Genomic DNA, 25,539 nt, shown 5'->3' on the forward strand with positions numbered 1-25,539 from the left:
CGAGCCTAAGCGAGGTGCCGAGTGGTGGGGCAAGAGCCCTTTTGGTTACTTTTGGCTGGGCCGGCATTCCGGGCTCTTTTCCAAAAGTGACCCGCTGTCAGAGCGGAACCCTAGGTGGCCGTTACCTAAATAACGGATATGTACCCGGTCCAACTGTGTTGACTGTTAGGCCGTCTTCGCAGGCAAGCCAGCTCCGTCAGTTAATAGCATTCCAAATCGAAAATAAAAAAGGCGACCTGAACACGGTCGCCTTTTGTCATTGCGCGTACTGCTTGCTCAACCCCGGCGGCACGCCTTGCACATTGGTTTCTTCCCATGGCCCATTGGGGCTGATGGAGCGGCTCCAACCGTTACTCCAGCGGTAGTAGGTGCGCTGGCGGTAGAAGGTGTCAGGCTGGTCGTCCAGCACATACACCTGCATCTTGCCGTCCCAATGGCTGGCGGCGCCCGGCGGTGGGGCGAAGGTCGGCGATTTGCTTGGCAGAGGTTTGGGCGCCGGTGTCACGGGGCCGGAAGGTTTGGTGCTGGGCTTGGTGCTCGGCTGCGTAGATGGGCCAACAGGTGGAATAGTCGGGCCGGTCGGCGCCGCAGGTGGGCGGTGGACCGCACAGGCGCTCAGGCCGAGTACCAGGCTGAGCAGGGTGATGCGTGCATATGCGGTCATGGGCGTGTCCTCAGAATTACTGGTCCGGAGTGTCGATGGTCAATTGCTGCAGCGCAGTGGTGCTGCTGGCCAACGGTTGGCTGCGGCCGATCCATTCGCCAGTGGTCGGTTGGCCGGCCCGGGATATGCGCGCAACCAGTTGGACTTCGGGGAAGTTGGACAGTTTCAACTGCGGCATCATCGCGTCGGCATCGCCCAGTTCGACGGTAACGGGCAATGCGTCGACGGTCACACGCTTGGCCGCCAAGGGCGCCGGCGGGCCGTTAACGGCGCGGGCGAAGATGAACACGCTGTCGCCTGGCAGGGCCTTGGCTTTGACCTCGGCGGATAGGTCCACACGCACTTTAAGCAGCGCCTTGGGCGCCTGTACGACGCTGCCACCGCTCTCCTTGAGCTTCTCTGCCGCGCGGTCAATTCCGCCTTGCAAGGCGACGCGGGAGTTGTCCTCTGGCGGCAATTGCGCGAGCAGGCGGTTCCAGTAGTCGATGGCTTCCTGATAACGCTGGCCCTCAAAGGCGGCGATACCCAGCAGGCCGAGACTGGTGACTTCCTTGGGGTCGAGCTTCAAGGCTTCGTCGGTCAGCGCCTGAACCTTCGGCGACCACTGTTTGTTGTCGGCAAAGTACTGCGCCTGGGCCCATTGGCCGAGCAATTCCGGTTGGCGCCCGGCCAATGCAACCGTACGTTCAAAGACTTTGGCGGCATCGGCGGCACGGTCCTGGGCCATATAGGCGCGCCCAAGGAAGTACAAACCTTCTGCCGAATCCGGTTGCGCGGCGGCGGCGCGCTCCAGGCGGCGAGTCATGTCGGCCATGGACACCGGCGGTTGGGAAAACTCACGGGTCAGTTCAACCTTGTCGCTCGCCCCATAATGCAGGTACAGCGCAACGCCCAGCACAGGCACCAGAAACGCCGCCAAAAACGGCAGCGGTTTGCCTAACCGCGATTCACGGGGCTTTTCCACGCCTTCGGTGTCGGCCAGCAACTCGCGGGCCGCTTCGGCGCGGCCCGTGTCGAGTTGCGCGGTATTCAACACACCTTCGTCCTGCTGCGCTTGCAGCTCGGCGACACGTTCCTGGTACAGCGCCACGTTCAACGCGGTGCGATCCTCTTCGCGCTGGGCACGACGGCCACGCAACACAGGGATCAACAGGAAACTCAGGGCAATCAGTAGCAGCAAACCGGCTGCGAGCCAGAAATCAATCATCAGTCTTGGTGTCCAGCAATTGGTCGAGGCGTTTGCGCTCTTCAGGGGACAGCGCATCAGCGCCATCAATCGGTGCAACGCGGCGACGGCGCACGATCACGGCCATCACCACCACGCCGGCCAGCAACAGCCCGGCCGGGCCAAACCACAGCAGCGCGGTCTTGCCGGTGAGCGCCGGTTTGTAGCGCACGAAATCGCCGTAGCGGTCGACCATGAAGTCGATGATCTGCTGGTCGTCCTTGCCCTCCCCCAGCATGCGGAAGATCTCTCGGCGCAGGTCAGTGGCGATCGGGGCGTTAGAGTCGGCGATGTCCTGGTTCTGGCACTTGGGGCAGCGCAGTTCCTTGGTCAGGTCGCGAAAACGCTCGCGCTCGGCGTCGTTGGCAAATTCATAAGTGTCGATGGCGGCGTGGGCCACACCAGCCAGGCCCAGGGCTAAAACAGCTGCGGTCAACCAACGCTTCATGGCTTGGCCTCATCGACTAGCGCCTGGTACTTGGCGGCCAGCTGTTCGCGCCACACCGTTTCGTCGATCACGCCGACGAACTTGTCGCGAATCACACCCTTGGCGTCGATGAAGAAGGTTTCTGGCGCGCCGTAAACGCCCAGGTTCAACCCCAGGTTGCCGTCTTCGTCGCGGATATCCAGCTGGTACGGGTTATGAAATTCCGCCAGCCACTTCAAGGCCGCCGCATTGTCGTCCTTGTAGTTGATGCCGTAGATCACCACGCCCTTCTCGGCCAGCTTGTTCAACACCGGATGTTCGACGCGGCAAGAGATGCACCAGGTGGCCCACACGTTGACCAGCGCCGGCTTGCCCTGCAAGTCGGCCTGGGTGAGGGTCTTGTCACCCTGCACCGTTGGCAGGTTGAAGGCGGGGAACGGCTTGCCGATCATCGCCGAGGGCAGCTCGGCCGGGTCCAGGTACAACCCGCGATACAAAAACACCGCCATCAGCAAAAACAACGCCAGCGGCACAACCATCAACCAACGCTTCATACCGCAGCTCCCGAAAGGCCCAGCGCTTCACGCACCCGGCTCTTGACCTTGACCCGATAGCGCCGGTCCAACGCCGCGAGCAACCCGCCGAACCCGGTGAGCAACCCGCCGAACCAGATCCAGCGCACGAAGGGTTTGACATGCACGCGCACGGCCCAGGCGCCATCGCCCAGGGGTTCACCGAGGGCCACATACAGGTCACGGGTGAAACCGGCGTCGATGCCAGCCTCGGTCATCATCGAACTCTGCACGGTATACAGGCGTTTTTCCGGGTGCAGCACGGCGATTTCCTTACCATTGCGCACCACGCGCACAGTACCTTTGTCGGAGGTGAAGTTCGGCCCTTCGAAGTGCTTGGCACCTTCGAAGATGAAGTGGTAACCGGCCAGGTCCATGGACTCGCCCGGCGCCAGGCGCAGGTCGCGCTCGGCGCTGTTCTGGCTGGACAGCACCACCCCAAGGGCGCACACCGCGATACCAATATGGGCGATCTGCATGCCCCAGTAGCTGCGGGTCAGGGTGGGCAGGCCCTTGAGCAAACCCTTGTGACGCGTCTTGTCGACGATGTCACGCACGCCAGCCAGTAACACCCAGGCCGCCAGCAGGAACGTCGCGAGTACCGCCCAATTGAAGTCGCCGTAGGCAAACCCGGCGATCACCGCCAGGGCCACGCTGCCGAGCAGCACCGGCATCAGCATGCCCGCCAGCCATTTCACCGGGGTGTCTTTCCAGCGCACCAGCACACCGACCGCCATCACCACCATCAACAGGCCCATCAGCGGGATGAACAACGCATTGAAGTACGGCGGCCCCACGGACAGCTTGGCGCCGCTCAAGGCGTCCAACACCAGCGGGTAGAGCGTGCCGAGCAGGATCATCGACGCGGCCACCACCAGCACCAGGTTATTGCCCAGCAACAGGGTTTCCCGCGACCACAGGTTGAAACCGACCTGGCTCTTGACCACCGGCGCGCGCAGGGCAAACAGGGTGAGCGAACCGCCGACGACAAACAGCAGGAAGATCAGGATAAACACGCCGCGCTCAGGGTCTGAGGCAAACGCATGCACCGAGGTCAGCACGCCCGAGCGCACCAGGAAAGTGCCGAGCAGGCTGAGGGAAAACGCCGCGATGGCGAGCAGTACCGTCCAGCTCTTGAACACACCACGTTTTTCGGTAACGGCCAGGGAGTGAATCAGCGCGGTGCCCACCAGCCACGGCATGAAGGAGGCGTTTTCCACCGGGTCCCAGAACCACCAGCCGCCCCAGCCGAGTTCGTAGTAGGCCCACCATGAGCCCAAGGTGATACCGATACCGAGGAAGGCCCAGGCGACGATGGTCCATGGCCGTGACCAGCGCGCCCAGGCGGCGTCGAGACGCCCGCCGAGCAAGGCGGCGATGGCGAACGCGAAGGCCACGGAAAAGCCCACATAGCCCATGTAGAGCATCGGCGGGTGCACGATCAGGCCGATATCCTGCAGCAACGGGTTGAGGTCGTGACCGTCCACCGGGATCTGCGGCAGGATGCGGGTGAACGGGTTGGAGGTCATGATCAGGAACAGCAGGAAACCGATGCTGATCATGCCCATCACCGCCAGCACCCGCGCCAGCATCACTTGCGGCAATTGGCGCGAGAACACCGAGACAGCGAAGGTCCAGCCGCCGAGGATCAAGGCCCACAGCAGCAATGAACCTTCGTGGGCGCCCCACACGGCGCTGAACTTGTAGTACCAGGGCAAGGCGCTGTTGGAGTTGTTGGCAACGTAGGCGACGGAAAAATCGTCGGTCATGAAGGCGTAGGTCAGGCAACCAAAGGCGAACAGCAAGAAAGCGAACTGGCCCCAGGCGGCCGGCTGCGCCAGGCTCATCCACAGGCGATCGCCGCGCCAGGCACCCAGCAAGGGCACCACGGCCTGGACCACCGCAAAGCACAGCGCGAGGATCATCGCCAACTGGCCCAACTCAGGAATAAACAGTGCGGACGTCATGGCTTAGCCCTCCTTGGCTGGGGCGGCGGGCGCGGTTTGGCCGCTGTCTTTCAAGGCTTTGGTGACCTCGGGCGGCATGTATTTTTCATCGTGCTTGGCCAGCACTTCGTCAGCCACTACCACGCCGTCGGCGTTGAGCTTGCCCAGGGCGACAATGCCCTGGCCTTCGCGGAACAGGTCCGGGAGAATGCCGCGATAGGTGATGGTCACGGCCTTGTTGAAGTCGGTGACCACGAAGGTCACGTCCAACGAATCGCCGGAACGCTTCAACGAGCCCTGCTCCACCATGCCGCCGGCGCGGATGCGCGTATCGACCGGCGCTTCGCCATTGGCGATCTGGGTGGGCGTGTAGAACAGGTTGATGTTCTGCTGCAAGGCGCTCAGGGCCAGGGTCACGGCAATGCCGACGCCGACCAGGATGGCAAGGATGATCAACAGACGCTTTCTACGCAGCGGATTCACTTTTCAGTCTCCCGGCGCAGACGTCGCGCCTCTTGTTGCAGGTAACGTTTGCGGGCCAGGATCGGCGCGGCGACGTTGAGGGCCAGCACCGCCAGGCAGATGCCATAGGCCGTCCAGACATACAGGCCGTGGTGGCCCATGGCGAGAAAATCACTGAAAGAAGCAAAACTCATCCGCGTGCTCCCAGGCAGTTTTGCACTTCGGCTTTGACCCAACTGGTACGGGCTTCACGCTTGAGCACTTCAAGGCGCATGCGCAGCAGCAATACGGCACCGAAGAAACAGTAAAAGCCCAGCACCATCAGCAGCAACGGCGCCCACATTTCCACGGGCATCGCCGGTTTTTCGGTGAGGGTGAAGGTGGCGCCCTGGTGCAGGGTGTTCCACCACTCCACCGAGTACTTGATGATCGGGATGTTGATCACGCCGACAATCGCCAGCACCGCGCAGGCCTTGGCGGCGCTGTCGCGGTTGCTGATGGCGTTGCCCAAGGCGATCAGGCCGAAATACAGGAACAGCAGGATCAGCATCGAGGTCAGGCGCGCATCCCACACCCACCACGAACCCCAGGTCGGCTTGCCCCAGATTGCACCGGTCACCAGCGCCACGGCGGTCATCCACGCGCCGATGGGCGCGGCGCATTGCAGGGCCACATCGGCCAGCTTCATCTTCCAGACCAGGCCGACGATGCCGCACACCGCCAGCATCACATAGCAGGACTGGGCCAGCATCGCGGCAGGCACGTGGATATAGATGATGCGAAAGCTGTTACCTTGCTGATAGTCCGGCGGCGCGAAGGCCAGGCCCCAGACCAGGCCGATGCCGATCAGCAGGATGGCGGCGATACTCAACCACGGCAGCAGCTTGCCACTGATGCCATAAAACCATTTGGGCGAGCCGAGCTTGTGAAACCAGGTCCAGTTCATTGTTGTTTCCATCACGGTGCTTTTCGTCGTGGCGAAAAGCTCAGGGTCTTTACTGACTCCGCGTCGTTAACGCAGGGTCAGACCTCATTATTCGCCGACGCTGATTTTCAGGCCGGCGGCTATAGCAAAAGGTGTCAGGGTTACCGCCAGGGCGGTCAGGCTGCCAAGCCACAAGAGGTAACCGGTCGCCGGCATGCCCATAAGCGCGGCTTGTAACGCGCCACTGCCCAGGATCAACACCGGGATATACAAAGGCAGAATCAACAGAGCCAGCAACAGCCCGCCACGCTTCAAGCCGACCGTCAACGCTGCGCCCACCGCCCCCAACAGGCTGAGCACCGGCGTGCCGAGTAACAAGGACAGGAGTAGCACCGGCAGGCATTCAACGGGCAACCCGAGCATCATGGCAAGCAGTGGCGAGAGCAAGACTAGCGCCAAGCCGGAAAAAGCCCAGTGTGCCAGCACCTTGGCCAGTACCAGAAGTGGCAAAGGGTGCGACGAAAGGACCCACTGTTCCAGGGAACCGTCTTCGAAATCACTGCGAAACAGCCCGTCCAGCGATAGCAGAACCGATAAAAGCGCGGCGACCCACACCAGTCCCGGGGACAAGGTTTGCAACAGTTTAGTCTCCGGGCCGACCGCCAGCGGGAACAGCGCAATCACGATGGCAAAGAACACCAGCGGGTTGGCCAGTTCGGCGGGGCGACGGCACAGCAGTCGGGCTTCACGGGCCACCAACAGGGCGAACACACTCATAGCGACCACCGCCCCAGGTCCAGCTCACGGTAGCCAGCCGGCATGCGCGCCAAGGTGTGGTGGGTGGTGAGCACCACCAGGCCGCCTTGTTCGCAGTGCTGGGCCAGGTGCGCTTCGAGTTGAGCCACGCCTTGTTTGTCGAGGGCCGTGAAGGGTTCGTCGAGAATCCACAGCGGCGGGCCGGTCAAGTACAAGCGGGCGAGGGCCACGCGGCGCTGCTGGCCGGCAGACAGGGTGTGGCAGGGAACATCTTCAAAGCCCTTGAGGCCCACCGCGGCCAGGGCCTGCCAGATGGCGTCACGGGAAGCAGGATGATGCAGGGCGCTGAGCCAACTGAGGTTTTCTTCAGCGGTGAGTACGTCCTTGATGCCGGCGGCGTGGCCGATCCAGACCAGGTTGCGCGCCAGCTCGCTACGTTGTTCGTTCAACGGCTTGCCGTTGAGACGCACCACGCCGGCCGTCGGCTGCATCAGCCCGGCCAGCAGGCGCAGCAGGCTGGTCTTGCCGCTGCCATTGGGGCCACTGACTTGCACCATGTCGCCACCCGAAAGCCGCAGGTCGAGTTGCTCGAACAGCAGGCGCAGGTCGCGTTCACAGGCAAGCGCTACGGCTTCAAGAAGAGGGCTGGTCAAAAGATCGCGGGCCTTTACGGTTCAAGTCGGCGGTGCAGCGGCCGTTATAGAGAGATGCACAATAACGGCTTTGGCGACCGATTTTAGAGAGCTGGATCAAATAGTTGTGAGTTTTTACCGCTCTCTTTGCAGACGGGCGGCATTATACATGCGATGCCCTACTCTAAAGAGGGCAATTTCCCCAGAGACGATGCGTACGATGACCGGTGAGATCAATCTTCCTCCACTGCCGCCAGCCTCCACGCCCGGGCCTGCTCCACTGCCTGGGGCCGGCGCGTTGCTCAAACTGCTGGAGCCACAGGCCGGGTTGATCGAGCCGGGGAAAACCGTGAACGCTGAGGTCATCGCGCTTAAACAAGGCGGCGAGGCCTTTCAGTTGCTGCTCAAGTTGACCCTCGCAGGCGGCCGACAAACCCTGGTGCAGGCCAGCAGTGCCCAGCCCCTGCCCCTGGGCAGCAATGTGGCGGTAAGCCAGACACCTGCGGGCAACCTGGCCATCACCTTGCAGCAAGCCATGAGCGCCAATGTGGCCGCCCTCACCCGCCTCGACACCACGCAAATGCCGGTGGGTACGTTGTTGCAAGCCAAAGTGCTGACCACGCAGATGCTGCCTCAGGGCACGGCGCAACCGGCGATCTATCGCTCGCTGGTGAGTGTGCTCAATAACGCCCTGGCCGGTACCACCCTGACGTTGGAAAGCCCCCAGCCGTTGAGGGTGGGCAGCTTGCTCAGTGCCGTGGTGCAGAACGCGCAAACCCTGAACTTCGTACCGCTGAGCGGCTTGAAAGACCAACTGGCCGTGGCGCAACAACTCGCCACTCAGCAAAGTCGCCAAGGCTCGCTGGACACGGTGTTTAGCGCCTTGCAAAACCTGCCCCGTGGTGACAGCACATCGGCTGAGCTGCGGGCCGCCGCCGAGCGATTATTGGCGGCCTTGCCCGATCTGGCGCAGGTCAGCAATCCCAAGGTACTGGCCCAGGTGGTGCAGAACAGCGGCGCCTTTCTGGAAGCCAAATTGCTTGCCGGGCAGAACCCGCAAATCCCACCGTTGGACATGAAAGGCGCGCTGTTACGCCTGGTCGCAGACCTGCTGCCTGCCCTGCCCGCCAGCACCAACCTGAATGCGATCCTCGCCGCCAATACCCTGGCCCAGGTGTTGCCGCACTTTGTGCGCAGCCCGCTGAACACCCTCGGCCAGGTCGGCGCCCGGCAGATACCCGCCGGCTTCCCGCTGCCCGAAAGACTGATGGCAAAACTGGAAGGTGAAGGCGACCTGGAAAACCTGCTGCGCCTGGCCGCCGGGGCGATCTCGCGCTTGCAGAGCCATCAACTGTCGAGCCTGGAACAGACCGGCACCACCGCCGACGGCCGCCTGCAAACGACCTGGCAGCTGGAAATCCCCCTGCGCACTCTGCAAGACATCGTGCCGTTGCAGGTCAAGTTCCAGCGCGAGGAGCCCGCGCCAGACAAGGACCAGCCCGAGCGCAAGGATAAAAAAGACCCGAAACAAATGCTCTGGCGCGTCGAACTTGCCTTCGACATGGAGCCGCTGGGGCCGTTGCAAGTTCAGGCGCAGCTGTCCCAAGGCAAACTATCCAGCCAGCTGTGGGCCAGCCGCCCGTTCACCGCCAGCCTGATCGAAAGCCACTTGGGCAGCCTGCGCGAGCGCCTGGTGTCATCCGGGCTCAACGTCGGCGACCTGGATTGCCATCTGGGCACCCCGCCACGCGGACCAAAAACCGGATTGGAACAACGCTGGGTGGATGAAACCGCATGAAAAACGCCGCCCCACCCCGCCAGGCCATCGCCCTCAAGTATGACGGCCAACAGGCCCCCACCCTGACGGCCAAAGGCGATGATGCCCTGGCCGAAGCCATCCTCAAATTGGCACGGGAGAACGAAGTCCCCATCTATGAAAACCCCGAGCTGGTGAAACTGCTGGCGCGCATGGAACTGGGCGACAGCATTCCAGAGGAGCTGTACCGCACCATTGCCGAAATCATTGCGTTTGCCTGGACGTTGAAGGGCAAGTTCCCAGTGGGCTACGACCCGGATGCAGGGCCAGTGGAGCGGGACGTCACTGAGCAGGGTGACGATTACTGATTGCTCATGAGGCCCATACACCAACCAACTGTGGGAGCGGGCTTGCTCGCGAAGGCGGCTTGGCAGTCAACACAGTTGGATCGTTGGGGTGTCAGGTAGATATTGGTCGGCTGTGAGGGCGTCATCGCAGGCAAGCCAGCTCCCACAGTTGGATCGTGGGGTGTCAGGTAGATAGGGGGCGGCTGGCAGGCCGCCATCGCAGGCAAGCCAGCTCCCACATTTTTTAGCGCGCGGTCAGCTCAGGACTTCGCTCAAGGGAATGAAATTGACCCGGTCGCCAATGGCCAACGTGGTCCCTTCCATCACCTCCACAAAACCCTCAGCCCATGCCGCACTGCGCAGCACCCCGGAGCTTTGGTTGCGGTAGATGATCGCCTTGCCCTGTTCGATCCGCCCACGCAGGTACTCGCGACGGTTGCCAGGCTTGGGCCAGACAAACCCTGCCAGCACTTCGAAGCGCAACGGCTGCACCTCCATCACACCTTGGCGACGCAGCAGATACGGGCGCGCCAACAGCGCAAAGGTCACCAGGGTCGAGGCCGGGTTGCCCGGCAGGCCGATCACCGGCACGCCACGAAAATGCCCGAAGGTCAGCGGCTTGCCCGGCTTGATCGCCAACTTCCACAGCGCCAGCTCACCCTCTTCGCGCAAGGCAATGCCGAGGAAGTCCGCTTCGCCCACCGACACACCGCCGGTCGAGAGGATCAGGTCAACGCTGCCCAGCCCCGCCAGGCGCGCGCGGGTCTGTTCCAGATCATCCGGCAAAATCCCGGCATCAATCACTTCACAGCCCATGCGCACCAGCCAACTGCACAGCACGCGGCGGTTGCTGTTGTAGATCTGCCCCGGGCCGAGCGGCAGCCCTGGCTCGATCAGCTCATCGCCGGTCGACAACACGGCCACGCGCACGCGCCGCACCACCTCGAGTCGATCACGCCCAAGGGACGCGGCCAACCCCAGCTCGATGGGGCCCAGACGGGTGCCGGCATTGAGTACGGTCTCGCCGACGGTGGTCTCCTGGCCCTGGGGACGGATGTTGTCGCCCTTGTGCAACGGCTCGGTAAAACTGACGCGCTGGTCGGCATGCACCATGGCGTTTTCCTGCATCTGCACGCAGTCCGCCCCCTGGGGCACCGGCGCGCCGGTAAAAATGCGCGCACAGGTACCGGCCGCCAAGGGTTCAGGAGCAGTGCCGGCGAAAATACGCTGGCTCACCACCAAGGGTTCGCCGGTCCAGTCCGCCAGGCGCACGGCGTAGCCGTCCATGGCACTGTTGGGCCACGGCGGCAGGTCGAGTGTGGAGATCAAGTCCTGGGCCAATACCCGGCCATCACACTCAGCCAGGGGCAGCACTTGCTGCTCGCGGATCGGTGCAGCGCCAGCCATGTCGAGCAAACGCTGCAAGGCCGCTTCCACCGGCATCAGGGCGCCGGTCTTGCCGGGCTTACCCACGGGATTCACAAGGCTCGGCCTGCTTGAGGTGCGGGACGAAGTTGCACGGGCGATGACGGTTATCGAGTTGCTCGGCAAGGATGCCGTCCCAACCAGTGCGCACGGCATTGGTGGAGCCCGGCAGGCAGCACACCAGGGTGCCATTGGCCAACCCCGCCAAGGCGCGCGATTGCACGGTGGAGGTGCCGATATCGGCCACGGAGATCTGGCGGAACAGCTCGCCGAAACCATCGACCTGCTTGTCGAGCAGGCAGCTCACTGCTTCAGGCGTGCTGTCGCGGCCGGTGAAGCCGGTGCCGCCGGTAATCAGCACCACTTGCACCACGTCTTCGGCGATCCAGTGGGCCACCTGCGCGCGGATCTTGTAGAGGTCGTCCTTGAGCAGCACGCGCTCGGCCAGGTGGTGGCCGGCGGCGGTGAGGCGGTCGACGAAGACCTGGCCGGAGGTGTCAGTCTCCAGGGTGCGGGTGTCGCTGACGGTCAATACAGCAATATTGAGGGGTACAAAGGGCGCATCGGCCTTGGCTTTCATGGCACGGTCCGGTTGTCGAAGGAACAGCCCGATGTTATATCACAGGCCCCTGTTTACCTGCCGCAGCGCAACTACCATGAGCTTTGAATTTTCCTCCCTGCCGTGTTCAATCCTGTTGTTGGCCGGAGGTCGCGGCCAACGCATGGGCGGCCAGGACAAAGGGCTGCTGGAATGGCAAGGCCAGCCCTTGATCGCCCACCTGCACCAGTTGGCCCGGCCACTCACCAATGACCTGATCATCTCGTGCAACCGCAACCATGAACGCTACGCGCTCTATGCCGACCAACAAGTGAGCGATGACAGCCCGGACTTCCCCGGCCCGCTGGCCGGTATCCGCGCAGGACTCTTCGCCGCACGCCATGCGCATCTGCTGATCTTGCCTTGCGATGTGCCGCAGATCGATGCGCGGTTGCTGGCCGACCTGCGTGCGACCTCACGACGCAACCCGCAGCTACCGGTGATGGTGCGCCAGGGTGAAGACTGGGAACCCTTGCTGTGCATCATCCCCACAAGCCTGAAAAACCAGATGGAACAGGCGTGGCAAGCGGGTGAACGCAGCCCGCGCAAGCTCTGGCTGCAACTGGGCGCGGTGGCCCTGCAATGCCCGGCCAATGACCCGCGCCTGGCCAATCTTAATACGCCCGAGCTGTTGCACCCCGGGGCTGGCATGTCAGAATGAACCCTGCACAAGGAACTTTGCCGGCGTCTCGTACGTCACAAGGTCAGCAATTTAAAAGTATTCTCTCGGAGACAAACTCATGACTCAACGGACCATCGCCGCTCTCATGCTTGCACTGGGCCTCGCCACCCTCGCCGGTTGCGCTTCGCCAACAGTGATCACCCTGAATGACGGTCGCGAAATCCAGGCCGTCGACACCCCGAAATACGATGAAGATTCGGGCTTCTACGAATTCGAACAGCTGGACGGCAAGCACACCCGAATCAACAAAGATCAGGTTCGCACTGTTAAAGACCTGTAAGTCTTAACGCTCGCACACAAGGCCCGCCTAGCGCGGGCCTTGTTGTTCCTGGGGTTTACCAGTCCAAGGTGATCTGGCTGCGGAAGCTGCGCTCCTGGCCGCTCACCGGGTCGATAAAACGCACGCCTTGGGCCAACAGCTTGAGTGGCCTTGCGTAATCATCCTCGGCGTCCTTGATCACTTCGGGGTAGAACGGGTCATTGCAGATGCTCGCTCCCAGCGCCGTCATGTGCACGCGCAGCTGGTGCTTCTTGCCGGTCACCGGGAACAGGCCGTAGCGCCATAGATCGCCATTTTTCTCGCGCACCTCTACCGCCGTCTCAGTGTTGCTAGCGCCCGGCCCTTCCTGCATGCGAAAGAAAGGTTCGCCATCCACCAAGCGGCTTTTGTGCACCAACGGGAAGCTGAGATGCGGCAAGGCCGGGGCGATGGCTTCGTAGAATTTGTCGATACGTCGCGTGGGAAACAATTGCTGATAGGCCGAACGGCTATGCGGGTTGGCGGAGAACAGCACCAACCCCGCCGTATGCCGGTCGATACGGTGCAGAGGCACCAGAGCGGGGTTGTCCAGGCGCCGGATCAAGCGGCGCAACAAAGTGTGCTCGACGTACTCGCCAGCGGGTGTCACTGGCAGGAAATGCGGTTTGTCCGCCACCACCAGATGCTCATCGGCGTACAGGATGCTTTCCTGCACCGGAATCACTTTCTCGTTGAGCACTTCGCGAAAGTAATAGATGCACAGGCCTTCCTTGTAGCCCAGGCCCAGGCTGATCGGGCTGCCGTTGACATCCAGCACCCGGCCTCGGGCAATGCGGTCCAGCCACTGTTCACGGCCAATGGCCGGGAAGTGTGCGCACAGGCAGTCGAGCACCGTCCCCCAGGAGCCCGGCGGCAAGTACAGGGTGCTGGCTTGGTGCTGGGAGGGAGAAAAAACGCAAGTAGACATGCTGACGCTCAAAGCCTGGAAAACAGGCGGGCATTATCGCCCATGGCGTGCGATTGCCTAGGGCCTATCTCAGGCCTTGGCCAGTTGAGCCCGCAGCACCGGCGAGGCGCTCGCCGCCTCGGTGAACTCCTTGAGCCAGCGCAGCACGTCCACCGCTTCCCAACGGCCCGGGTCATACAGCGCGTAGAGCAAGCCCTGATAACCCACCACATCCAATTGCTTGTGATAACCGGCGCGCTGGAACAGCGCCTCGATTTCCGCGAAGCAGGTGTTGAAATGCACTTTGTTAAACGGCGTCTTGCCTTCCGTGACCAGGCCATCGAGGCGCAGCTCGTTCACCGCGTCGCGCACCACATCGGCGGACATGCGATTGACGCTGCTTTTAAGTTGTTCAACATTCACCACGGGCGTTCCCTCTATTCAATCGCTGTACGAATATACAGTAACTGAATATTTGAAAAGCCGCCATCGCATAAATCTCAGCGCAGGAAGGCAACCACCTGATCGGTGTCGAACGGCCAGTCCAGTTCCGCCTTGGTGTCCGTGCGGCGAAGCACCGGAATCCGCAGGCCGTAGACGTCTGTCAGGTCCTGGGGATCGGTGATATCCACCAACTCCACCAACAGCCCGTGTTCGACGAGCGGCATGATTTCGGCTTCGGCGATCTCACACAGATGGCAACCCAGGGTGCCGAACAGCTGGCATTCAGGAAGCATGATCAAAGGACTCAGGTCACAAAACGAACGTCCATTCTAAGCCCAACAAGCCCCTTGTAGGAGCGAGCTTGACTCGCGAAAAGCTCCCGTGCGCCGCGCTCATTCAGGACCCTGCGCGCTAGCGTTGACGTTTTTCGCGAGCAAGCTCGCTCCTACGGTGCAAAAAGCCTGACCCAGATCACCATGGCCTATAACTGATTCAGCGATTCTCGCGGCTTTTTTGCCGCTCACCCTGCAACGGAGATGCCTGTGTTCGCCAACCTGCTGATTATCCTGGCCTCATCCCTGGTGGTGATTGCGCTGTTTCGCCGGCTGCAACTGCCCCCTGTGCTGGGCTACCTGTGCGTTGGCCTGGCAGTGGGGCCCACCGCGTTGGATTGGGTCAATGACAACGAAGACCTGCCGGACCTCGCCGAGATGGGCGTGGTGTTCCTGCTGTTTTCCCTGGGGCTGGAGTTTTCCCTGTCGAAAATGTTGGCGCTGCGCAGCGTGGTATTTGGCCTGGGCAGCCTGCAAGTGCTGGGGTGTGGGGCATTGCTGGGCGCATTACTAATGGGCTTTGGCCTCGCACCCGGCATCGCGCTGCTGCTGGGCGCAGGGCTGACGTTATCGTCCACGGCCATTGTCAGCAAAGAGTTGACCAGCCTCGGTGAGATCTTCAGCAGTCATGGCCAGAACGCGATAGGCGTGTTGCTGTTTCAGGACGTCGTGGCGGTGTTGCTGCTGACATTGGTGCCGGTGTTTGCCGGCAGCAGTGACCAAGCCTGGTACTGGGCGCTGCCGCTGACCCTGGGCAAGACCGTGGTGCTGTTCGTGGGCCTGTTGTTCGCCAGCCGCTGGTTGCTGCCGCGCCTGTTCCGTGAAGTCGCCGCGTCGCATTCGGCGGAGCTGTTTGTGCTGCTGGCGCTGGTGATTGTCTTGCTCACCGCCTGGCTCACCCACCTGCTGGGGCTGTCCCCTGCCCTCGGCGCGTTCCTGGCCGGCATGTTGCTGGGCGAGAGTCATTACCGGCACCAGATCGAAGCGGATATCCGCCCGTTTCGCGACATTCTGCTGGGGCTGTTTTTTGTCAGCATCGGCATGCTTATCGACCTGCAGTTGTTCGTCAGCCACAGCCTGTTGATCTTCGGCCTGACGCTCACGTTGATGCTGGTCAAAGGCATGGTGGTCGCGGCGCTGGTCAAATGGCGTAACAGCGACGCCGAAACGGCCTGGCGCAGCGGCCTGGCGCTGGCCCAGGGCGGCGAGTTCTGTTTTGCGCTGATGGCGCAGATGCAGCAGAGCCGGTTGATTCCCGATGAGTTCAACGGCTTGCTATTGGCCGCCACCTTCTGCTCGATGCTGCTGACACCGCTGCTGTTGCGTGCGGCACCGGCCGTTGCCCTGCGCCTGCACCGCAAGCCCAACCAGCAAGTGCAACTGGAGCAGATCACCGCGCTCAATGCCCAACTGCGCGGGCACGTGGTGATTTGCGGCTATGGCCGCGTAGGCCAGTCCATCGGGCGCTTTATGCGCCGCGAACAACAGGCGTTTATCGCCCTGGATGATGACCCCGAACGGGTGCAGGAAGCCGCCACCGAGGACAGCAGCGTGCATTACGGCGACTGCCGCCGTGGCGCCTTGCTCAGCGCCGTCGGCCTGGAGCGGGCGCGGTTGGTGGTGATCGCGGTGGACAACAGCGATGTCGCCCTGGTGGTGCTCAAGGAGGCGCGGCAGATCAACCCCGACGTGCCGATCCTGGTGCGCACCCGCGATGACAGCCAGTTGGCTGAGCTCAAGGCCGCGGGCGCCAGCGAAGTGGTGCCCGAGTTGCTGGAGTCGAGCCTGATGCTCGCCGCCCATGCCCTGATCCTGCTGGGCCTGCCGGACCAACAGGTGCAGGCACGGGTGGATGAGGTACGGCACAACCGCTACCGCCTGCTACACGGTTTTTACCCGCCGCCACATACAGATGAAGAAGCGCCGATCAATCCTGACTGACCGCGCCGATCTTGTGGATCGACAGGTCCGCGCCGTAATACTCCTGCTCCTGGGTCAAGCGCAGCCCTTGCACGCGTTTGATCACGCCGTACACCAGCAAGCCGCCGCCAAACGCCACGACCACGCCCAGCCCGGTGCCGATCAACTGGCTGATCAGGCTCACACCGCCCAGCCCACCCAGGGCGGTCTGCCCGAAGATGCCGCAGGCAATGCCGCCCCACACACCACACAAACCATGCAACGGCCACACGCCCAGCACGTCATCGATCTTCCAGCGCGATTGGGCAGCGATAAAACACCACACGAACAAGCCGCCAGCCACCACGCCCGTGACCAACGCGCCCACCGGGTGCATCAGGTCGGAGCCGGCGCAGATCGCCACCAACCCGGCCAGGGGACCATTGTGCAGAAAACCGGGATCGTTACGGCCAATCACCAGGGCAGCCACGGTGCCACCGACCATGGCCATCAGCGAATTGACGGCCACCAGGCCACTGACGCCATTGAGGGTTTGCGCGCTCATCACGTTAAAGCCGAACCAGCCCACGATCAGAATCCACGAGCCCAGCGCCAGGAAAGGAATGCTCGACGGCGCAAACGCCACCAGGCGCCCTTCGCGATAGCGCCCATTGCGCGGGCCCAGCAGCAACACCGCCGCCAGCGCCAGCCAGCCGCCCATGGCGTGCACCACCACGGAGCCGGCAAAGTCGTGGAAGCTGGCGCCAAAGGTTACGAGCAGCCAGGCTTGCAAGCCAAAGTTGCCGTTCCACACCAGGCCTTCGAAGAACGGGTAAATAAACGCCACGATCAGCGCGGTGGCACACAACTGCGGCGCAAACTTCGCACGCTCGGCAATCCCGCCGGAAATGATCGCCGGAATCGCCGCGGCAAACGTCAGCAGGAAGAAAAACTTTACCAGGCCGTAACCATGATCGGCGCTGATGACGGCGGCCGGTTGCAGGAAGCTCACACCGTAGGAGATCCAATAGCCTATAAAGAAATAGGCCAGCGTTGAAATCGCAAAATCACTGAGGATTTTCGACAAGGCGTTGACCTGGTTCTTCTGGCGTACCGTGCCGACTTCAAGGAAGGCAAAGCCGGCGTGCATGGCCAGTACCATGACCGCGCCAATCAGGATGAACAGGGTGTTGGAACTGTGGACAAGAGTGTCCACTGCGCTTTGCAAGTTTTCCATGGAGGTTGGCAGGCCTGCATCAAGGCAAAAAGCACCAAAGCGGTTCAAGCCAGAGTTTCGCGCACTAAATTGGCACCGCCGGCTTCGCCCCTCTTCAGAGGGCGTGAACCGCTTTAGCGCAGCGTTCAACACAACAGGCCGTTGCCGATAGGGTTTTTCCGCGAAGTTGAGTGATTTAGGGTAAGGTTTTTCAAGGTGTTTACCTCGACCGCCCGGATTCAGCGCAGGCCTTAAAGCCTGCGCACCAAGGCAAAGCAAAAGCTGTACCACACAATTGCACTGAACCTTCAGCCAACGCCGCGACTCGAAACCACACGTACAGATCAGCTACCCACGGAGACAACCATGGCCGGTAAAACAGCAAAGACTGCTCAAGAGATACTGATGGAGGATTTTCAAACCCTGGTCAGCGATACCGAAAAGTTGCTGGACGACACCGCCGTGCTGGCCGGTGACCAGGCTGACGAGCTGCGCACCAAGATCCACGAGAGCCTGCTCAAGGCCCGCGAGACCTTGCAACTGACTGAGGACTCACTGCGCGAGCGCGGCCAGGCGGCGATCACTGCCACCGAAGACTACGTGCAAGCCAACCCATGGCAGTCGGTCGGCATTGCTGCCGGCGTAGGCTTTTTGATCGGTCTGCTGGCTACAAGGCGCTAACCATGTCTATCGGCGAATCCAGCTCATCTTCGAGCGCACATTCCTCAGCAAGCGGTTCGACCTCCCGACGCCTGGGCGCAGCTGTGCTGGGCTTGCTGCACAGTCACGTCGAGTTGTTCGGCATTGAATTACAAGAGCAAAAGGCCCGCACCGTCAGCCTGTTGCTGTTTGCCGGCCTGGCGTTGGTGTTTGCCCTGCTGTTGCTGGTGGGGTTGTCGACACTGGTGATGATCCTGGTGTGGGACACAGGCTATCGCCTCACCGGTATCATCTGCCTGTGCGTGTTCTATAGCCTGGCCGCTGCGTTCTGCGGTGTGCGCTTGAAGGCGGCGGTGTTCGATGAGTCCACGCCCTTCCACGCCACGCTCGAAGAACTGGCCAATGACCGGGAGCGCCTGCTGCCATGAGCATGACTGAGATCCCGCAAAACACGTCACGCCGGGAAATGCGCAAAGCCTTGATCCGCCTGCGCATGGAAATGCACCGCCAGGAAATCCGGCATGAGTCCCAACAACTCATGGCGCCCCTGCACAAAATGCGCAACATGCGCCACAACTGGCAGGACAGCCTGGGCATCAAGCACGCGCCGTTGTGGGGCGTGGCGGCGGTCACGCTGATGGGCTTCTTTACCGGCAAAGGCGCCAAGGGCGGCAGCATCAGCAGCGTCACGCGCCTGGTGCGGCTGGGTGCCGGGTTGATCCCGCTGATCAAGTTGGCCATGCAGAGCTCTTCGCGCAAAAGCTGATACGCGTGAGCCGATGACCGCAATGACCAGACACGTGCTGGTCATTGCGGTTTTTTGCGCTGGCTGTTAATTGATATCGACTCGGCTTACCGCTGGATTCGCTTGCATCACAAAAGCCGAAGCGGGAAGCTGGAACTGTCATTCACGTTACGGAGAACCTGCGCCTTGGATTGGCCCACCCTGCTGACCCGCGAACGTCTTGGAAAAACCCTGCACAGCCCTGAAGAACTGGGCCGCAGCCCCTTCCACAAAGATCACGACCGCATTATTTTCTCCGGCGCGTTCCGGCGCCTGGGCCGCAAGACCCAAGTGCATCCGGTTTCGAGTAACGACCATATCCATACACGCTTGACCCACTCCCTGGAAGTCAGCTGCGTGGGGCGTTCACTCGGCATGCGCGTGGGCGAAACCCTGCGCAGCGCCCTGCCCGACTGGTGCGACCCGAGCGACCTGGGCATGGTGGTGCAATCGGCCTGCCTGGCCCATGACATCGGCAACCCGCCATTCGGGCATTCTGGCGAAGACGCCATTCGCCACTGGTTCCAACAGGCCGCCGGGCGCGGCTGGCTGGATGACATGAGCGGCGCGGAACGCAATGACTTCCTGAACTTCGAAGGCAATGCCCAGGGCTTTCGGGTACTCACCCAACTTGAATACCATCAGTTCGACGGCGGCACGCGGCTGACCTACGCCACGTTGGGCACTTACCTCAAATACCCCTGGACCGCCCGCCACGCCGACTCGCTGGGCTACAAGAAACACAAGTTCGGCTGTTATCAGAGCGAGCTGCCGATTCTTGAGCAGATCGCCCACAAGCTTGGCCTGCCCCAGTTGGAGGAGCAACGCTGGGCACGTCACCCGCTCGTCTACCTGATGGAGGCCGCCGACGATATCTGCTATGCGCTGATCGACTTGGAAGACGGCCTGGAAATGGAGCTTCTGCAGTACGCCGAAGTCGAGTCGCTGCTGCTGAACCTGGTCGGCGATGACCTGCCGCAAACCTATCGCCAACTGGGCCCAATGGACTCACGTCGCCGCAAGCTGGCGATCCTGCGCGGCAAAGCCATCGAGCACCTGACCAATGCGGCGGCGCAGGCGTTTGTCGAACAGCAGGACGCCCTGTTGGCCGGCACGCTGCCCGGTGACTTGGTGGAGCACATGCACGGCCCGGCAAAGCGCTGCGTGCTGGATGCCAAGGACATGGCGCGCAAGAAGATCTTCCAGGACAAGCGCAAGACATTGCATGAGATCGGGGCCTACACCACCCTGGAAATTCTGCTGAATGCCTTTTGCGGCGCGGCCCTGGAGCAACATGGCGGGCGCACGCCGTCGTTCAAGAACCGGCGCATTCTCGATTTGCTGGGCAATAGCGCGCCGGACCCCGCCTGGCCGCTGCACGCCTCTTTCCTGCGCATGATCGACTTCATCGCCGGTATGACCGACAGCTACGCCACCGAAATGGCACGGGAAATGACTGGGCGCTCCAGCCCTCAATAACGACTCCATCCAGCTGCCTGTTCCCTGAAGCGAATTGCCCTACGATGGGAACAGAGCGGCCTGATCGAATTCGTACAGGCGCACGAAGAATAATCACGCGCGCCCCCAACGGACCCGCCGAGTAATTCCTACTGCCCCCATCGACGCTTGCCTTACTGTGTGCTCTTTATGCCCAGCTATTCTCTTCGTATTGTTTTGGTGGAGGATCACCCCTTTCAACTCATGGCCACCCAGTGCCTGCTCAGAAGCTTCGGCTTCGATCAACTGACCCCGGTGGAAAACGCCGAGCAAGCCATACGCGTGATGAGTCAGTCCGAACACCCTTTCGACCTGATGTTATGCGACCAATGCCTGCCCGACCTGCCCGGGCTTGAATTGGTGGAAATCGCCAGCCGCCGGCGCTTCATCACCAGCGCTATCTTGTTAAGCGGTTTACCCACCTCGGAATTGGTTAACCTGACGATACAAGCCGCACAACGAAGTCTGCCCCTCCTTGGCTACTTATCAAAACCTTTGAACAAAGATGAACTTGAGCGATTAGTCCGCTCAACTTTTAACCCGCTCCTGTAGGATTTTAAACATCCCCTACAACGAAAAACGATTCGGGGTCCGCCGTAAATCTCCAAGCCTCCTTTCTTGTCTGGCTCATCCTCAAAACGCTCACATGCGCTGTCACGATTACCTAACAACTTGTAGGCCGATACCTTTTTAAATGTAGGAACTTTCCTGTTCTGCATCTACTCCGTGCGAGCTTCATACTGCGCACTCACCTTCTGAGCTAATGTGCCCGCTTTATCTGCACCTGCATGGAAAGTGACTATGAACACAGTTTTTATTATCGATGACCACCCCGTTATCCGGCTTGCCATTCGAATGTTGCTGGAGCACGAAGGTTACAAAGTCGTCGGCGAAACAGATAACGGGTGCGATGCCATACAGATGGTCCGTGAATGCCTTCCAGACCTGGTGATTCTCGACATCAGCATCCCGAAACTTGATGGCCTTGAGGTGCTCTGCCGGTTCAACGCCATGAACACCTCCATGAAAACCCTGGTGCTCACGGCCCAATGCCCCACGCTGTTTGCCACGCGCTGCATGCGCTCGGGGGCGGAAGGCTACGTGTGCAAGGAGGGTGACCTGAGCGAGTTGCTGAGTGCCATTCGCGCGGTGCTGTCCGGCTACAACTACTTCCCCAGCCAGGCCTTGAATGGCCCCGGAACCGAAGGCATGGATGCTCAAGAGCTGGAGCTGTTCAAGACCGTCAACGACCGGGAACTGATGGTCCTGCAACTGTTTGCACAGGGCCGCACTAACAAGGAAATCGCCAAAGGCATGTTCTTAAGTAACAAGACCGTCAGCACTTATAAAAAGAGACTCATGCAAAAACTTCAAGCCAAATCCTTGGTTGACCTCATCGAGATGGCAAAACGAAACGCGCTAGTGTGAGAAAGCGGATGCCCAGGCGTATAAAGGACTATCTAATAATACTAAGTGCCGGTTTGTACTTCAGCACGACTGTGCTCGCTGAGCACCAAACCAGCCCGGAACGCTTCACCCTCTTGAGTCGCGCGGGAGCTGTTCAACTGGACACTCATTTTGACAAGGCCCAGCGCCAGTGGCTGCAGAACAAACGTGAACTAACGCTGGGGACATCCACGCCCGACTACCCGCCCTTCGACCTCACTTCCAGCGGCCATGATTACGAAGGCCTTACCGCCGACTATGCAGGACTGCTGGCCAAGGCACTCTCCCTGCCCATCACTGTGATGCGCTACCCCTCCCGAGCGGCGGCCATTCGTGCCCTGGAAGCCGGGGAAATTGACCTGCTGGGCTCCTCCAACGGGTTTGAAGCTGCAACGCCGAACCTTATCCTCTCCGAACCCTATGCCGTGGACCAGCCGGTGCTGGTCACGCGCGAGGGAGAAACCCGCAGCCTCAGCGAAGGCCTCGACGGGCTGCGCCTGAGCCTTGTCTATCACTACCTGCCGCTCGATGAGGTGGAAAAGCTGTACCCCAAGGCGATCATCCGCGCCTACCCGTCTTATCAAAATGCCTTGAATGCAGTGGCCTTCGACCAGGCGGATGTGTTTCTCGGTGACACCATTTCCACCCATTACATGATCAACAAGGGCTATCTCAAAAACATTCGCATGGCCAACTTCGGCAAGCATGAAGCTTATGGTTTCAGTTTTGCCACACGCCAGGACAACCGGATGCTCCTCAGCATTGTCGATTCAGCCCTGGCCTCGGTGCCCATCAACGAAAGGGACAGCATTGCCAAGCGCTGGAGCGCCGGCAGCGACATCCTGCTGACCGACCAGAAACTGCAACTGACCCAGCGCGAAGAGCGTTGGCTCAAAGATCACCCGGTGGTCACGGTGATCGTCAACGAAACCTTCGCGCCCCTGACGTTCTTCGATGCGGACGGTAATTTTCGCGGGATCACCGCCGATCTGCTGGAGTTGATTCGCCTGCGCACCGGCCTGCGTTTTTCGGTGCAGCGCGGGCGCGACGTCAACGCGATGATCGATCAGGTCGCGGCTCAGAAAATCGATATGATCGGGGCCATCGTTCCAAGCAACGAACGAGACTCACAGCTTAATTTCAGCCGTCCTTACCTGGAAAACTCCTATGTGCTGCTGACGCGCAAAGAGCCAGGGGCGCCCACGAACATGGAGCAAATGGCAGGAAAGCGTCTGGCTATAACCCAGGGCAACCCCTTGGCCGCAACTTTGGGCAAGGACTTTCCTGAGATTCACCTGGTGGAAACCAGTGATACATTCAGAGCATCTGAGTTGCTCGCACAGGGACAAGTGGACGGGGCCGTGAATACCCTGGTGATCGCCAACTACTTCCTGTCTTCCCAGGTTTTCCAGGACCGCCTGCAAATCAGTGCCAGCATCGGCACGACCCCTGCGACCTTCACCCTGGCCACCTCGCGTCAAGCCACGGAGTTGAGCTCTATCCTCGACAAGGCCCTGCTCAGCATTGCCCCGGATGAAATGGGTGTGATCAACAGCCGCTGGCGTGGCTATACCGCCGCGTCCGACAGCTACTGGCGTAACTACCATCAATTGATCGCGCGCATCATCATCGGCACCGGGCTGTTGCTATTGATTTCCCTGGCCTGGAATGCCTACATGCGTCGCCAGATCAAACATCGAAAAATGGCCGAACGCGCCCTCAACGATCAGTTCGAGTTCATGCGCGCACTGGTCAATGAGACGCCGCATCCGATCTACGTGCGCGACCGCAATGGGCTGTTGCAGACCTGTAACGACAGCTACCTGCAGGTGTTCGATGTCAAGCGCGAAGAGGTGATCGGCAAAAGCGTGACCCAGATGACCATGGCCCTGGCGTCGGAAGCAGCCCAGTATCATGCTGACTACCTGCGCGTAGTCGCCGAGGGCAACCCGCTGATCCTCGATCGCAGCCTGCATATCCACGACAGGAAACTGACCATCTACCATTGGATCCTGCCCTACCGCGACTCCACGGGTGAAGTCCAAGGCATCATCGGTGGCTGGATCGATATCAGTGACCGACGCCAGCTATTCGATGAACTACGCGCCGCCAAGGAGCGTGCCGACGAGGCCAACCGCGCCAAGAGCACGTTCCTGGCCACCATGAGCCACGAGATTCGCACCCCGATGAACGCCGTGATCGGCATGCTCGAACTGACGCTCAAGCGCGCCGACCAAGGGCACCTTGACCGTCCAGCGATCGAGGTGGCGTACAACTCGGCCAGAGACCTGCTGGAGCTGATCGGTGACATTCTCGACATCGCGCGTATCGAGTCCGGCCGCCTCAGCCTAGCGCCGGAGCGCGTCAACCTGCGGGAGGTGATTGAATCAGTGGTGCGCGTCTTCGACGGGCTGGCACGGCAGAAAACCCTCAGCCTGCTGCTGGAGTTCAAACCCGATCTGAACGATATCGAGGTGCTGATAGACCCACTGCGCTTCAAGCAGGTGCTATCGAACCTTGTCAGCAACGCGATCAAGTTCACCGAACAGGGGCAGGTCAAGATCAAGGTTGAGCTGCAGCCTACCCAGGCCCCGGAGCAGATCGAGCTGAGACTGGTGGTGGAAGACACCGGCATCGGCATCAGCCGGGAAGACCAACTGCGCCTGTTCGAACCCTTTGCCCAAGCGGACAACTCCGGGCAACTAGCCCGCAGTGGCGCGGGCCTGGGGCTGGTGATCTGCCGCAGCCTGTGCGCGATGATGGGCGGCCAATTGAGCCTGAGCAGCGTGCCCATGGTAGGCACCCAGGTGCACGTCAACCTCAGCATGCCTCGCCTGCAAGCGATCCAGGCGGAGGGTGAACACACGCCGCAAACGCCGGCCACCGCACTGGTGCTTAACGTACTGGTGGTAGACGACCACCCGGCGAACCGCCTGCTGATGTGCCAGCAACTGGGCTACCTGGGGCATAAATTCACCGCTGCCGAGCACGGTGCGGCGGGGTTCCAGGCCTGGCGTAAAGAGCATTTCGACCTGGTGATTGCCGACTGCAACATGCCCATCATGAATGGCTATGAACTGAGTCGCTCAATCCGTGAGTATGAGCAGCGCGAACAATTGGTGCCCTGCGTGGTACTGGGCTTTACCGCCAATGCCCAGCCAGAAGAAAGACAACGGTGCGTGCAGGCCGGCATGGATGACTGTCTGTTCAAGCCCATCAGCCTCACCGTATTGGAGCGCCAACTGGCACACATTGTCCCTAAAGCCGTGCACCAACGACTGGACCTCGAATGCCTGGAAGCGTTGACCGGAGGTGACCCCCATTTGAGTAGACGCCTGCTGGAGGAACTACTGAGCAGCAGCCATCAAGACCGCCAGATCCTTAGCGAACTGCTGGATCGACACGCGCCACTCTCGGAAATTATTGAGCAAGCCCACAAGATCAAGGGCGCAGCCCGTATCGTGCAAGCCCATTCATTGGCGGGGCAATGCGAAGTCTTGGAGCAAAGCTGTTCTCGCAATGAGGAGTGGGCCGTGATCGAAAGCGGTATCAAGGCCCTGGAACAACTCATGCAGGCACTGGAAAAGATGCTGCAGGTTCAACTGGATGAGCTGCAAAGCCAATAATCGCCAGGGCCGG

At 61.1% G+C, this 25,539-nt stretch carries 28 protein-coding genes; 12 read left to right on the forward strand and 16 right to left on the reverse strand.

Features of this window, described 5'->3' with window-relative positions:
* Window positions 1–256 precede the first annotated feature (256 nt).
* The 10 genes from QK296_RS08640 to ccmA all read right to left on the reverse strand — a co-directional run bounded on the left by QK296_RS08640 (window position 257) and on the right by ccmA (window position 7,630).
* Window positions 257–664 (reverse strand): lipoprotein, encoded by a 408-nt coding sequence (locus QK296_RS08640; protein ID WP_034135170.1) that lies wholly within the window; start codon window positions 662–664, stop codon window positions 257–259.
* A 16-nt stretch (window positions 665–680) separates the two neighbouring features.
* A complete protein-coding gene (ccmI, locus tag QK296_RS08645) occupies window positions 681–1,871 on the reverse strand; it encodes a c-type cytochrome biogenesis protein CcmI (protein ID WP_032892671.1) in 1,191 nt (396 codons plus the stop codon).
* Window positions 1,864–2,337, reverse strand: coding sequence for a cytochrome c-type biogenesis protein (locus QK296_RS08650; RefSeq protein ID WP_003189960.1), 474 nt, complete (start codon window positions 2,335–2,337; stop codon window positions 1,864–1,866). The genes ccmI and QK296_RS08650 overlap by 8 nt, the downstream gene beginning before the upstream one ends.
* A complete protein-coding gene (locus QK296_RS08655; RefSeq protein ID WP_003189958.1) occupies window positions 2,334–2,870 on the reverse strand; it encodes a DsbE family thiol:disulfide interchange protein in 537 nt (178 codons plus the stop codon). Before QK296_RS08655 ends, QK296_RS08650 begins: the two co-directional genes overlap by 4 nt.
* Complete coding sequence (locus QK296_RS08660) at window positions 2,867–4,855, reverse strand: heme lyase CcmF/NrfE family subunit (RefSeq protein ID WP_003189956.1); 1,989 nt, start codon at window positions 4,853–4,855, stop codon at window positions 2,867–2,869. Before QK296_RS08660 ends, QK296_RS08655 begins: the two co-directional genes overlap by 4 nt.
* Window positions 4,856–4,858: 3 nt before the next feature.
* Window positions 4,859–5,317: a cytochrome c maturation protein CcmE gene (gene ccmE, locus QK296_RS08665; protein ID WP_034135169.1), complete on the reverse strand. Its 459-nt coding sequence runs from the start codon at window positions 5,315–5,317 to the stop codon at window positions 4,859–4,861.
* Window positions 5,314–5,490, reverse strand: coding sequence for a heme exporter protein CcmD (gene ccmD / locus QK296_RS08670; protein WP_003172771.1), 177 nt, complete (start codon window positions 5,488–5,490; stop codon window positions 5,314–5,316). Before ccmD ends, ccmE begins: the two co-directional genes overlap by 4 nt.
* A complete protein-coding gene (locus QK296_RS08675; RefSeq protein ID WP_003189953.1) occupies window positions 5,487–6,242 on the reverse strand; it encodes a heme ABC transporter permease in 756 nt (251 codons plus the stop codon). The genes ccmD and QK296_RS08675 overlap by 4 nt, the downstream gene beginning before the upstream one ends.
* An 87-nt stretch (window positions 6,243–6,329) precedes the next feature.
* Window positions 6,330–6,998 (reverse strand): heme exporter protein CcmB, encoded by a 669-nt coding sequence (ccmB, locus tag QK296_RS08680; protein ID WP_003189951.1) that lies wholly within the window; start codon window positions 6,996–6,998, stop codon window positions 6,330–6,332.
* Complete coding sequence (ccmA, locus tag QK296_RS08685) at window positions 6,995–7,630, reverse strand: cytochrome c biogenesis heme-transporting ATPase CcmA (protein ID WP_003189949.1); 636 nt, start codon at window positions 7,628–7,630, stop codon at window positions 6,995–6,997. Before ccmA ends, ccmB begins: the two co-directional genes overlap by 4 nt.
* Before the next feature lie 199 nt (window positions 7,631–7,829).
* Here ccmA and QK296_RS08690 point away from each other — a divergent pair, with 199 nt between their 5' ends.
* Together QK296_RS08690 and QK296_RS08695 are read left to right on the forward strand one after the other, a co-directional pair.
* On the forward strand, window positions 7,830–9,407 hold the full coding sequence (locus QK296_RS08690; protein WP_282390818.1) for a flagellar hook-length control protein FliK: 1,578 nt from the start codon (window positions 7,830–7,832) through the stop codon (window positions 9,405–9,407).
* On the forward strand, window positions 9,404–9,733 hold the full coding sequence (locus tag QK296_RS08695) for an EscU/YscU/HrcU family type III secretion system export apparatus switch protein (RefSeq protein WP_003189945.1): 330 nt from the start codon (window positions 9,404–9,406) through the stop codon (window positions 9,731–9,733). The genes QK296_RS08690 and QK296_RS08695 overlap by 4 nt, the downstream gene beginning before the upstream one ends.
* Window positions 9,734–9,967: 234 nt before the next feature.
* Here the strand turns inward: QK296_RS08695 and glp are convergent, their stop codons facing one another.
* On the reverse strand, window positions 9,968–11,194 hold the full coding sequence (gene glp, locus QK296_RS08700; RefSeq protein WP_282390819.1) for a gephyrin-like molybdotransferase Glp: 1,227 nt from the start codon (window positions 11,192–11,194) through the stop codon (window positions 9,968–9,970).
* Window positions 11,178–11,717, reverse strand: a complete 540-nt coding sequence (gene moaB / locus QK296_RS08705) for a molybdenum cofactor biosynthesis protein B (protein WP_032892684.1) — start codon at window positions 11,715–11,717, stop codon at window positions 11,178–11,180. The genes glp and moaB overlap by 17 nt, the downstream gene beginning before the upstream one ends.
* Window positions 11,718–11,793: 76 nt before the next feature.
* Here moaB and mobA point away from each other — a divergent pair, with 76 nt between their 5' ends.
* Window positions 11,794–12,396: a molybdenum cofactor guanylyltransferase MobA gene (gene mobA / locus QK296_RS08710; RefSeq protein ID WP_282390820.1), complete on the forward strand. Its 603-nt coding sequence runs from the start codon at window positions 11,794–11,796 to the stop codon at window positions 12,394–12,396.
* A 79-nt stretch (window positions 12,397–12,475) separates the two neighbouring features.
* The gene (locus tag QK296_RS08715) at window positions 12,476–12,697 is read left to right on the forward strand and encodes a YgdI/YgdR family lipoprotein (protein WP_003189935.1); all 222 of its coding nucleotides are present in this window, start codon (window positions 12,476–12,478) and stop codon (window positions 12,695–12,697) included.
* A 55-nt stretch (window positions 12,698–12,752) separates the two neighbouring features.
* Here the strand turns inward: QK296_RS08715 and QK296_RS08720 are convergent, their stop codons facing one another.
* The 3 genes from QK296_RS08720 to QK296_RS08730 all read right to left on the reverse strand — a co-directional run bounded on the left by QK296_RS08720 (window position 12,753) and on the right by QK296_RS08730 (window position 14,359).
* Window positions 12,753–13,643 carry a pseudouridine synthase gene (locus tag QK296_RS08720; RefSeq protein WP_094774924.1) on the reverse strand — a complete coding sequence of 297 codons (891 nt, stop codon included), beginning with the start codon at window positions 13,641–13,643 and terminating at the stop codon, window positions 12,753–12,755.
* Between the two features lie 69 nt (window positions 13,644–13,712).
* The gene (locus QK296_RS08725) at window positions 13,713–14,048 is read right to left on the reverse strand and encodes a hypothetical protein (RefSeq protein ID WP_003189932.1); all 336 of its coding nucleotides are present in this window, start codon (window positions 14,046–14,048) and stop codon (window positions 13,713–13,715) included.
* Between the two features lie 74 nt (window positions 14,049–14,122).
* The gene (locus QK296_RS08730; RefSeq protein ID WP_282390821.1) at window positions 14,123–14,359 is read right to left on the reverse strand and encodes a glutaredoxin family protein; all 237 of its coding nucleotides are present in this window, start codon (window positions 14,357–14,359) and stop codon (window positions 14,123–14,125) included.
* 249 nt (window positions 14,360–14,608) lie between these two features.
* Here QK296_RS08730 and QK296_RS08735 point away from each other — a divergent pair, with 249 nt between their 5' ends.
* The gene (locus tag QK296_RS08735; RefSeq protein WP_282390822.1) at window positions 14,609–16,339 is read left to right on the forward strand and encodes a monovalent cation:proton antiporter-2 (CPA2) family protein; all 1,731 of its coding nucleotides are present in this window, start codon (window positions 14,609–14,611) and stop codon (window positions 16,337–16,339) included.
* Here the strand turns inward: QK296_RS08735 and QK296_RS08740 are convergent.
* A complete protein-coding gene (locus QK296_RS08740; RefSeq protein WP_003189927.1) occupies window positions 16,326–17,534 on the reverse strand; it encodes an ammonium transporter in 1,209 nt (402 codons plus the stop codon). The genes QK296_RS08735 and QK296_RS08740 overlap by 14 nt on opposite strands.
* Window positions 17,535–17,879: 345 nt before the next feature.
* Here QK296_RS08740 and QK296_RS08745 point away from each other — a divergent pair, with 345 nt between their 5' ends.
* The 7 genes from QK296_RS08745 to QK296_RS08775 all read left to right on the forward strand — a co-directional run bounded on the left by QK296_RS08745 (window position 17,880) and on the right by QK296_RS08775 (window position 25,526).
* The gene (locus QK296_RS08745; protein ID WP_003189926.1) at window positions 17,880–18,194 is read left to right on the forward strand and encodes a YqjD family protein; all 315 of its coding nucleotides are present in this window, start codon (window positions 17,880–17,882) and stop codon (window positions 18,192–18,194) included.
* 2 nt (window positions 18,195–18,196) lie between these two features.
* Window positions 18,197–18,601, forward strand: coding sequence for a phage holin family protein (locus QK296_RS08750; RefSeq protein ID WP_032892696.1), 405 nt, complete (start codon window positions 18,197–18,199; stop codon window positions 18,599–18,601).
* Window positions 18,598–18,939 (forward strand): hypothetical protein, encoded by a 342-nt coding sequence (locus tag QK296_RS08755; RefSeq protein WP_003189922.1) that lies wholly within the window; start codon window positions 18,598–18,600, stop codon window positions 18,937–18,939. The genes QK296_RS08750 and QK296_RS08755 overlap by 4 nt, the downstream gene beginning before the upstream one ends.
* Window positions 18,940–19,104: 165 nt before the next feature.
* Window positions 19,105–20,436, forward strand: a complete 1,332-nt coding sequence (locus QK296_RS08760) for a deoxyguanosinetriphosphate triphosphohydrolase (protein WP_282390823.1) — start codon at window positions 19,105–19,107, stop codon at window positions 20,434–20,436.
* 168 nt (window positions 20,437–20,604) lie between these two features.
* Window positions 20,605–21,006, forward strand: coding sequence for a response regulator (locus QK296_RS08765; RefSeq protein ID WP_003189919.1), 402 nt, complete (start codon window positions 20,605–20,607; stop codon window positions 21,004–21,006).
* Between the two features lie 249 nt (window positions 21,007–21,255).
* The gene (locus tag QK296_RS08770) at window positions 21,256–21,882 is read left to right on the forward strand and encodes a response regulator transcription factor (RefSeq protein ID WP_003189917.1); all 627 of its coding nucleotides are present in this window, start codon (window positions 21,256–21,258) and stop codon (window positions 21,880–21,882) included.
* An 8-nt stretch (window positions 21,883–21,890) separates the two neighbouring features.
* The gene (locus tag QK296_RS08775; protein ID WP_282390824.1) at window positions 21,891–25,526 is read left to right on the forward strand and encodes a transporter substrate-binding domain-containing protein; all 3,636 of its coding nucleotides are present in this window, start codon (window positions 21,891–21,893) and stop codon (window positions 25,524–25,526) included.
* Window positions 25,527–25,539 lie beyond the last annotated feature (13 nt).

Source organism: Pseudomonas sp. AL10 (assembly GCF_029960685.1).
GTDB lineage: Bacteria > Pseudomonadota > Gammaproteobacteria > Pseudomonadales > Pseudomonadaceae > Aquipseudomonas > Aquipseudomonas lactis.

Bases quoted from the DNA above. Each gene is read 5' to 3' on its own strand.
- QK296_RS08640 (WP_034135170.1), bottom strand. From the start codon at position 664: ATGACCGCATATGCACGCATCACCCTGCTCAGCCTGGTACTCGGCCTG.
- ccmI (WP_032892671.1), bottom strand. From the start codon at position 1,871: ATGATTGATTTCTGGCTCGCAGCCGGTTTGCTGCTACTGATTGCCCTG.
- QK296_RS08650 (WP_003189960.1), bottom strand. From the start codon at position 2,337: ATGAAGCGTTGGTTGACCGCAGCTGTTTTAGCCCTGGGCCTGGCTGGT.
- QK296_RS08655 (WP_003189958.1), bottom strand. From the start codon at position 2,870: ATGAAGCGTTGGTTGATGGTTGTGCCGCTGGCGTTGTTTTTGCTGATG.
- QK296_RS08660 (WP_003189956.1), bottom strand. From the start codon at position 4,855: ATGACGTCCGCACTGTTTATTCCTGAGTTGGGCCAGTTGGCGATGATC.
- ccmD (WP_003172771.1), bottom strand. From the start codon at position 5,490: ATGAGTTTTGCTTCTTTCAGTGATTTTCTCGCCATGGGCCACCACGGC.
- QK296_RS08675 (WP_003189953.1), bottom strand. From the start codon at position 6,242: ATGAACTGGACCTGGTTTCACAAGCTCGGCTCGCCCAAATGGTTTTAT.
- ccmB (WP_003189951.1), bottom strand. From the start codon at position 6,998: ATGAGTGTGTTCGCCCTGTTGGTGGCCCGTGAAGCCCGACTGCTGTGC.
- QK296_RS08690 (WP_282390818.1), top strand. From the start codon at position 7,830: ATGACCGGTGAGATCAATCTTCCTCCACTGCCGCCAGCCTCCACGCCC.
- QK296_RS08695 (WP_003189945.1), top strand. From the start codon at position 9,404: ATGAAAAACGCCGCCCCACCCCGCCAGGCCATCGCCCTCAAGTATGAC.
- moaB (WP_032892684.1), bottom strand. From the start codon at position 11,717: ATGAAAGCCAAGGCCGATGCGCCCTTTGTACCCCTCAATATTGCTGTA.
- mobA (WP_282390820.1), top strand. From the start codon at position 11,794: ATGAGCTTTGAATTTTCCTCCCTGCCGTGTTCAATCCTGTTGTTGGCC.
- QK296_RS08715 (WP_003189935.1), top strand. From the start codon at position 12,476: ATGACTCAACGGACCATCGCCGCTCTCATGCTTGCACTGGGCCTCGCC.
- QK296_RS08720 (WP_094774924.1), bottom strand. From the start codon at position 13,643: ATGTCTACTTGCGTTTTTTCTCCCTCCCAGCACCAAGCCAGCACCCTG.
- QK296_RS08730 (WP_282390821.1), bottom strand. From the start codon at position 14,359: ATGCTTCCTGAATGCCAGCTGTTCGGCACCCTGGGTTGCCATCTGTGT.
- QK296_RS08740 (WP_003189927.1), bottom strand. From the start codon at position 17,534: ATGGAAAACTTGCAAAGCGCAGTGGACACTCTTGTCCACAGTTCCAAC.
- QK296_RS08745 (WP_003189926.1), top strand. From the start codon at position 17,880: ATGGCCGGTAAAACAGCAAAGACTGCTCAAGAGATACTGATGGAGGAT.
- QK296_RS08750 (WP_032892696.1), top strand. From the start codon at position 18,197: ATGTCTATCGGCGAATCCAGCTCATCTTCGAGCGCACATTCCTCAGCA.
- QK296_RS08755 (WP_003189922.1), top strand. From the start codon at position 18,598: ATGAGCATGACTGAGATCCCGCAAAACACGTCACGCCGGGAAATGCGC.
- QK296_RS08765 (WP_003189919.1), top strand. From the start codon at position 20,605: ATGCCCAGCTATTCTCTTCGTATTGTTTTGGTGGAGGATCACCCCTTT.
- QK296_RS08770 (WP_003189917.1), top strand. From the start codon at position 21,256: ATGAACACAGTTTTTATTATCGATGACCACCCCGTTATCCGGCTTGCC.
- QK296_RS08775 (WP_282390824.1), top strand. From the start codon at position 21,891: ATGCCCAGGCGTATAAAGGACTATCTAATAATACTAAGTGCCGGTTTG.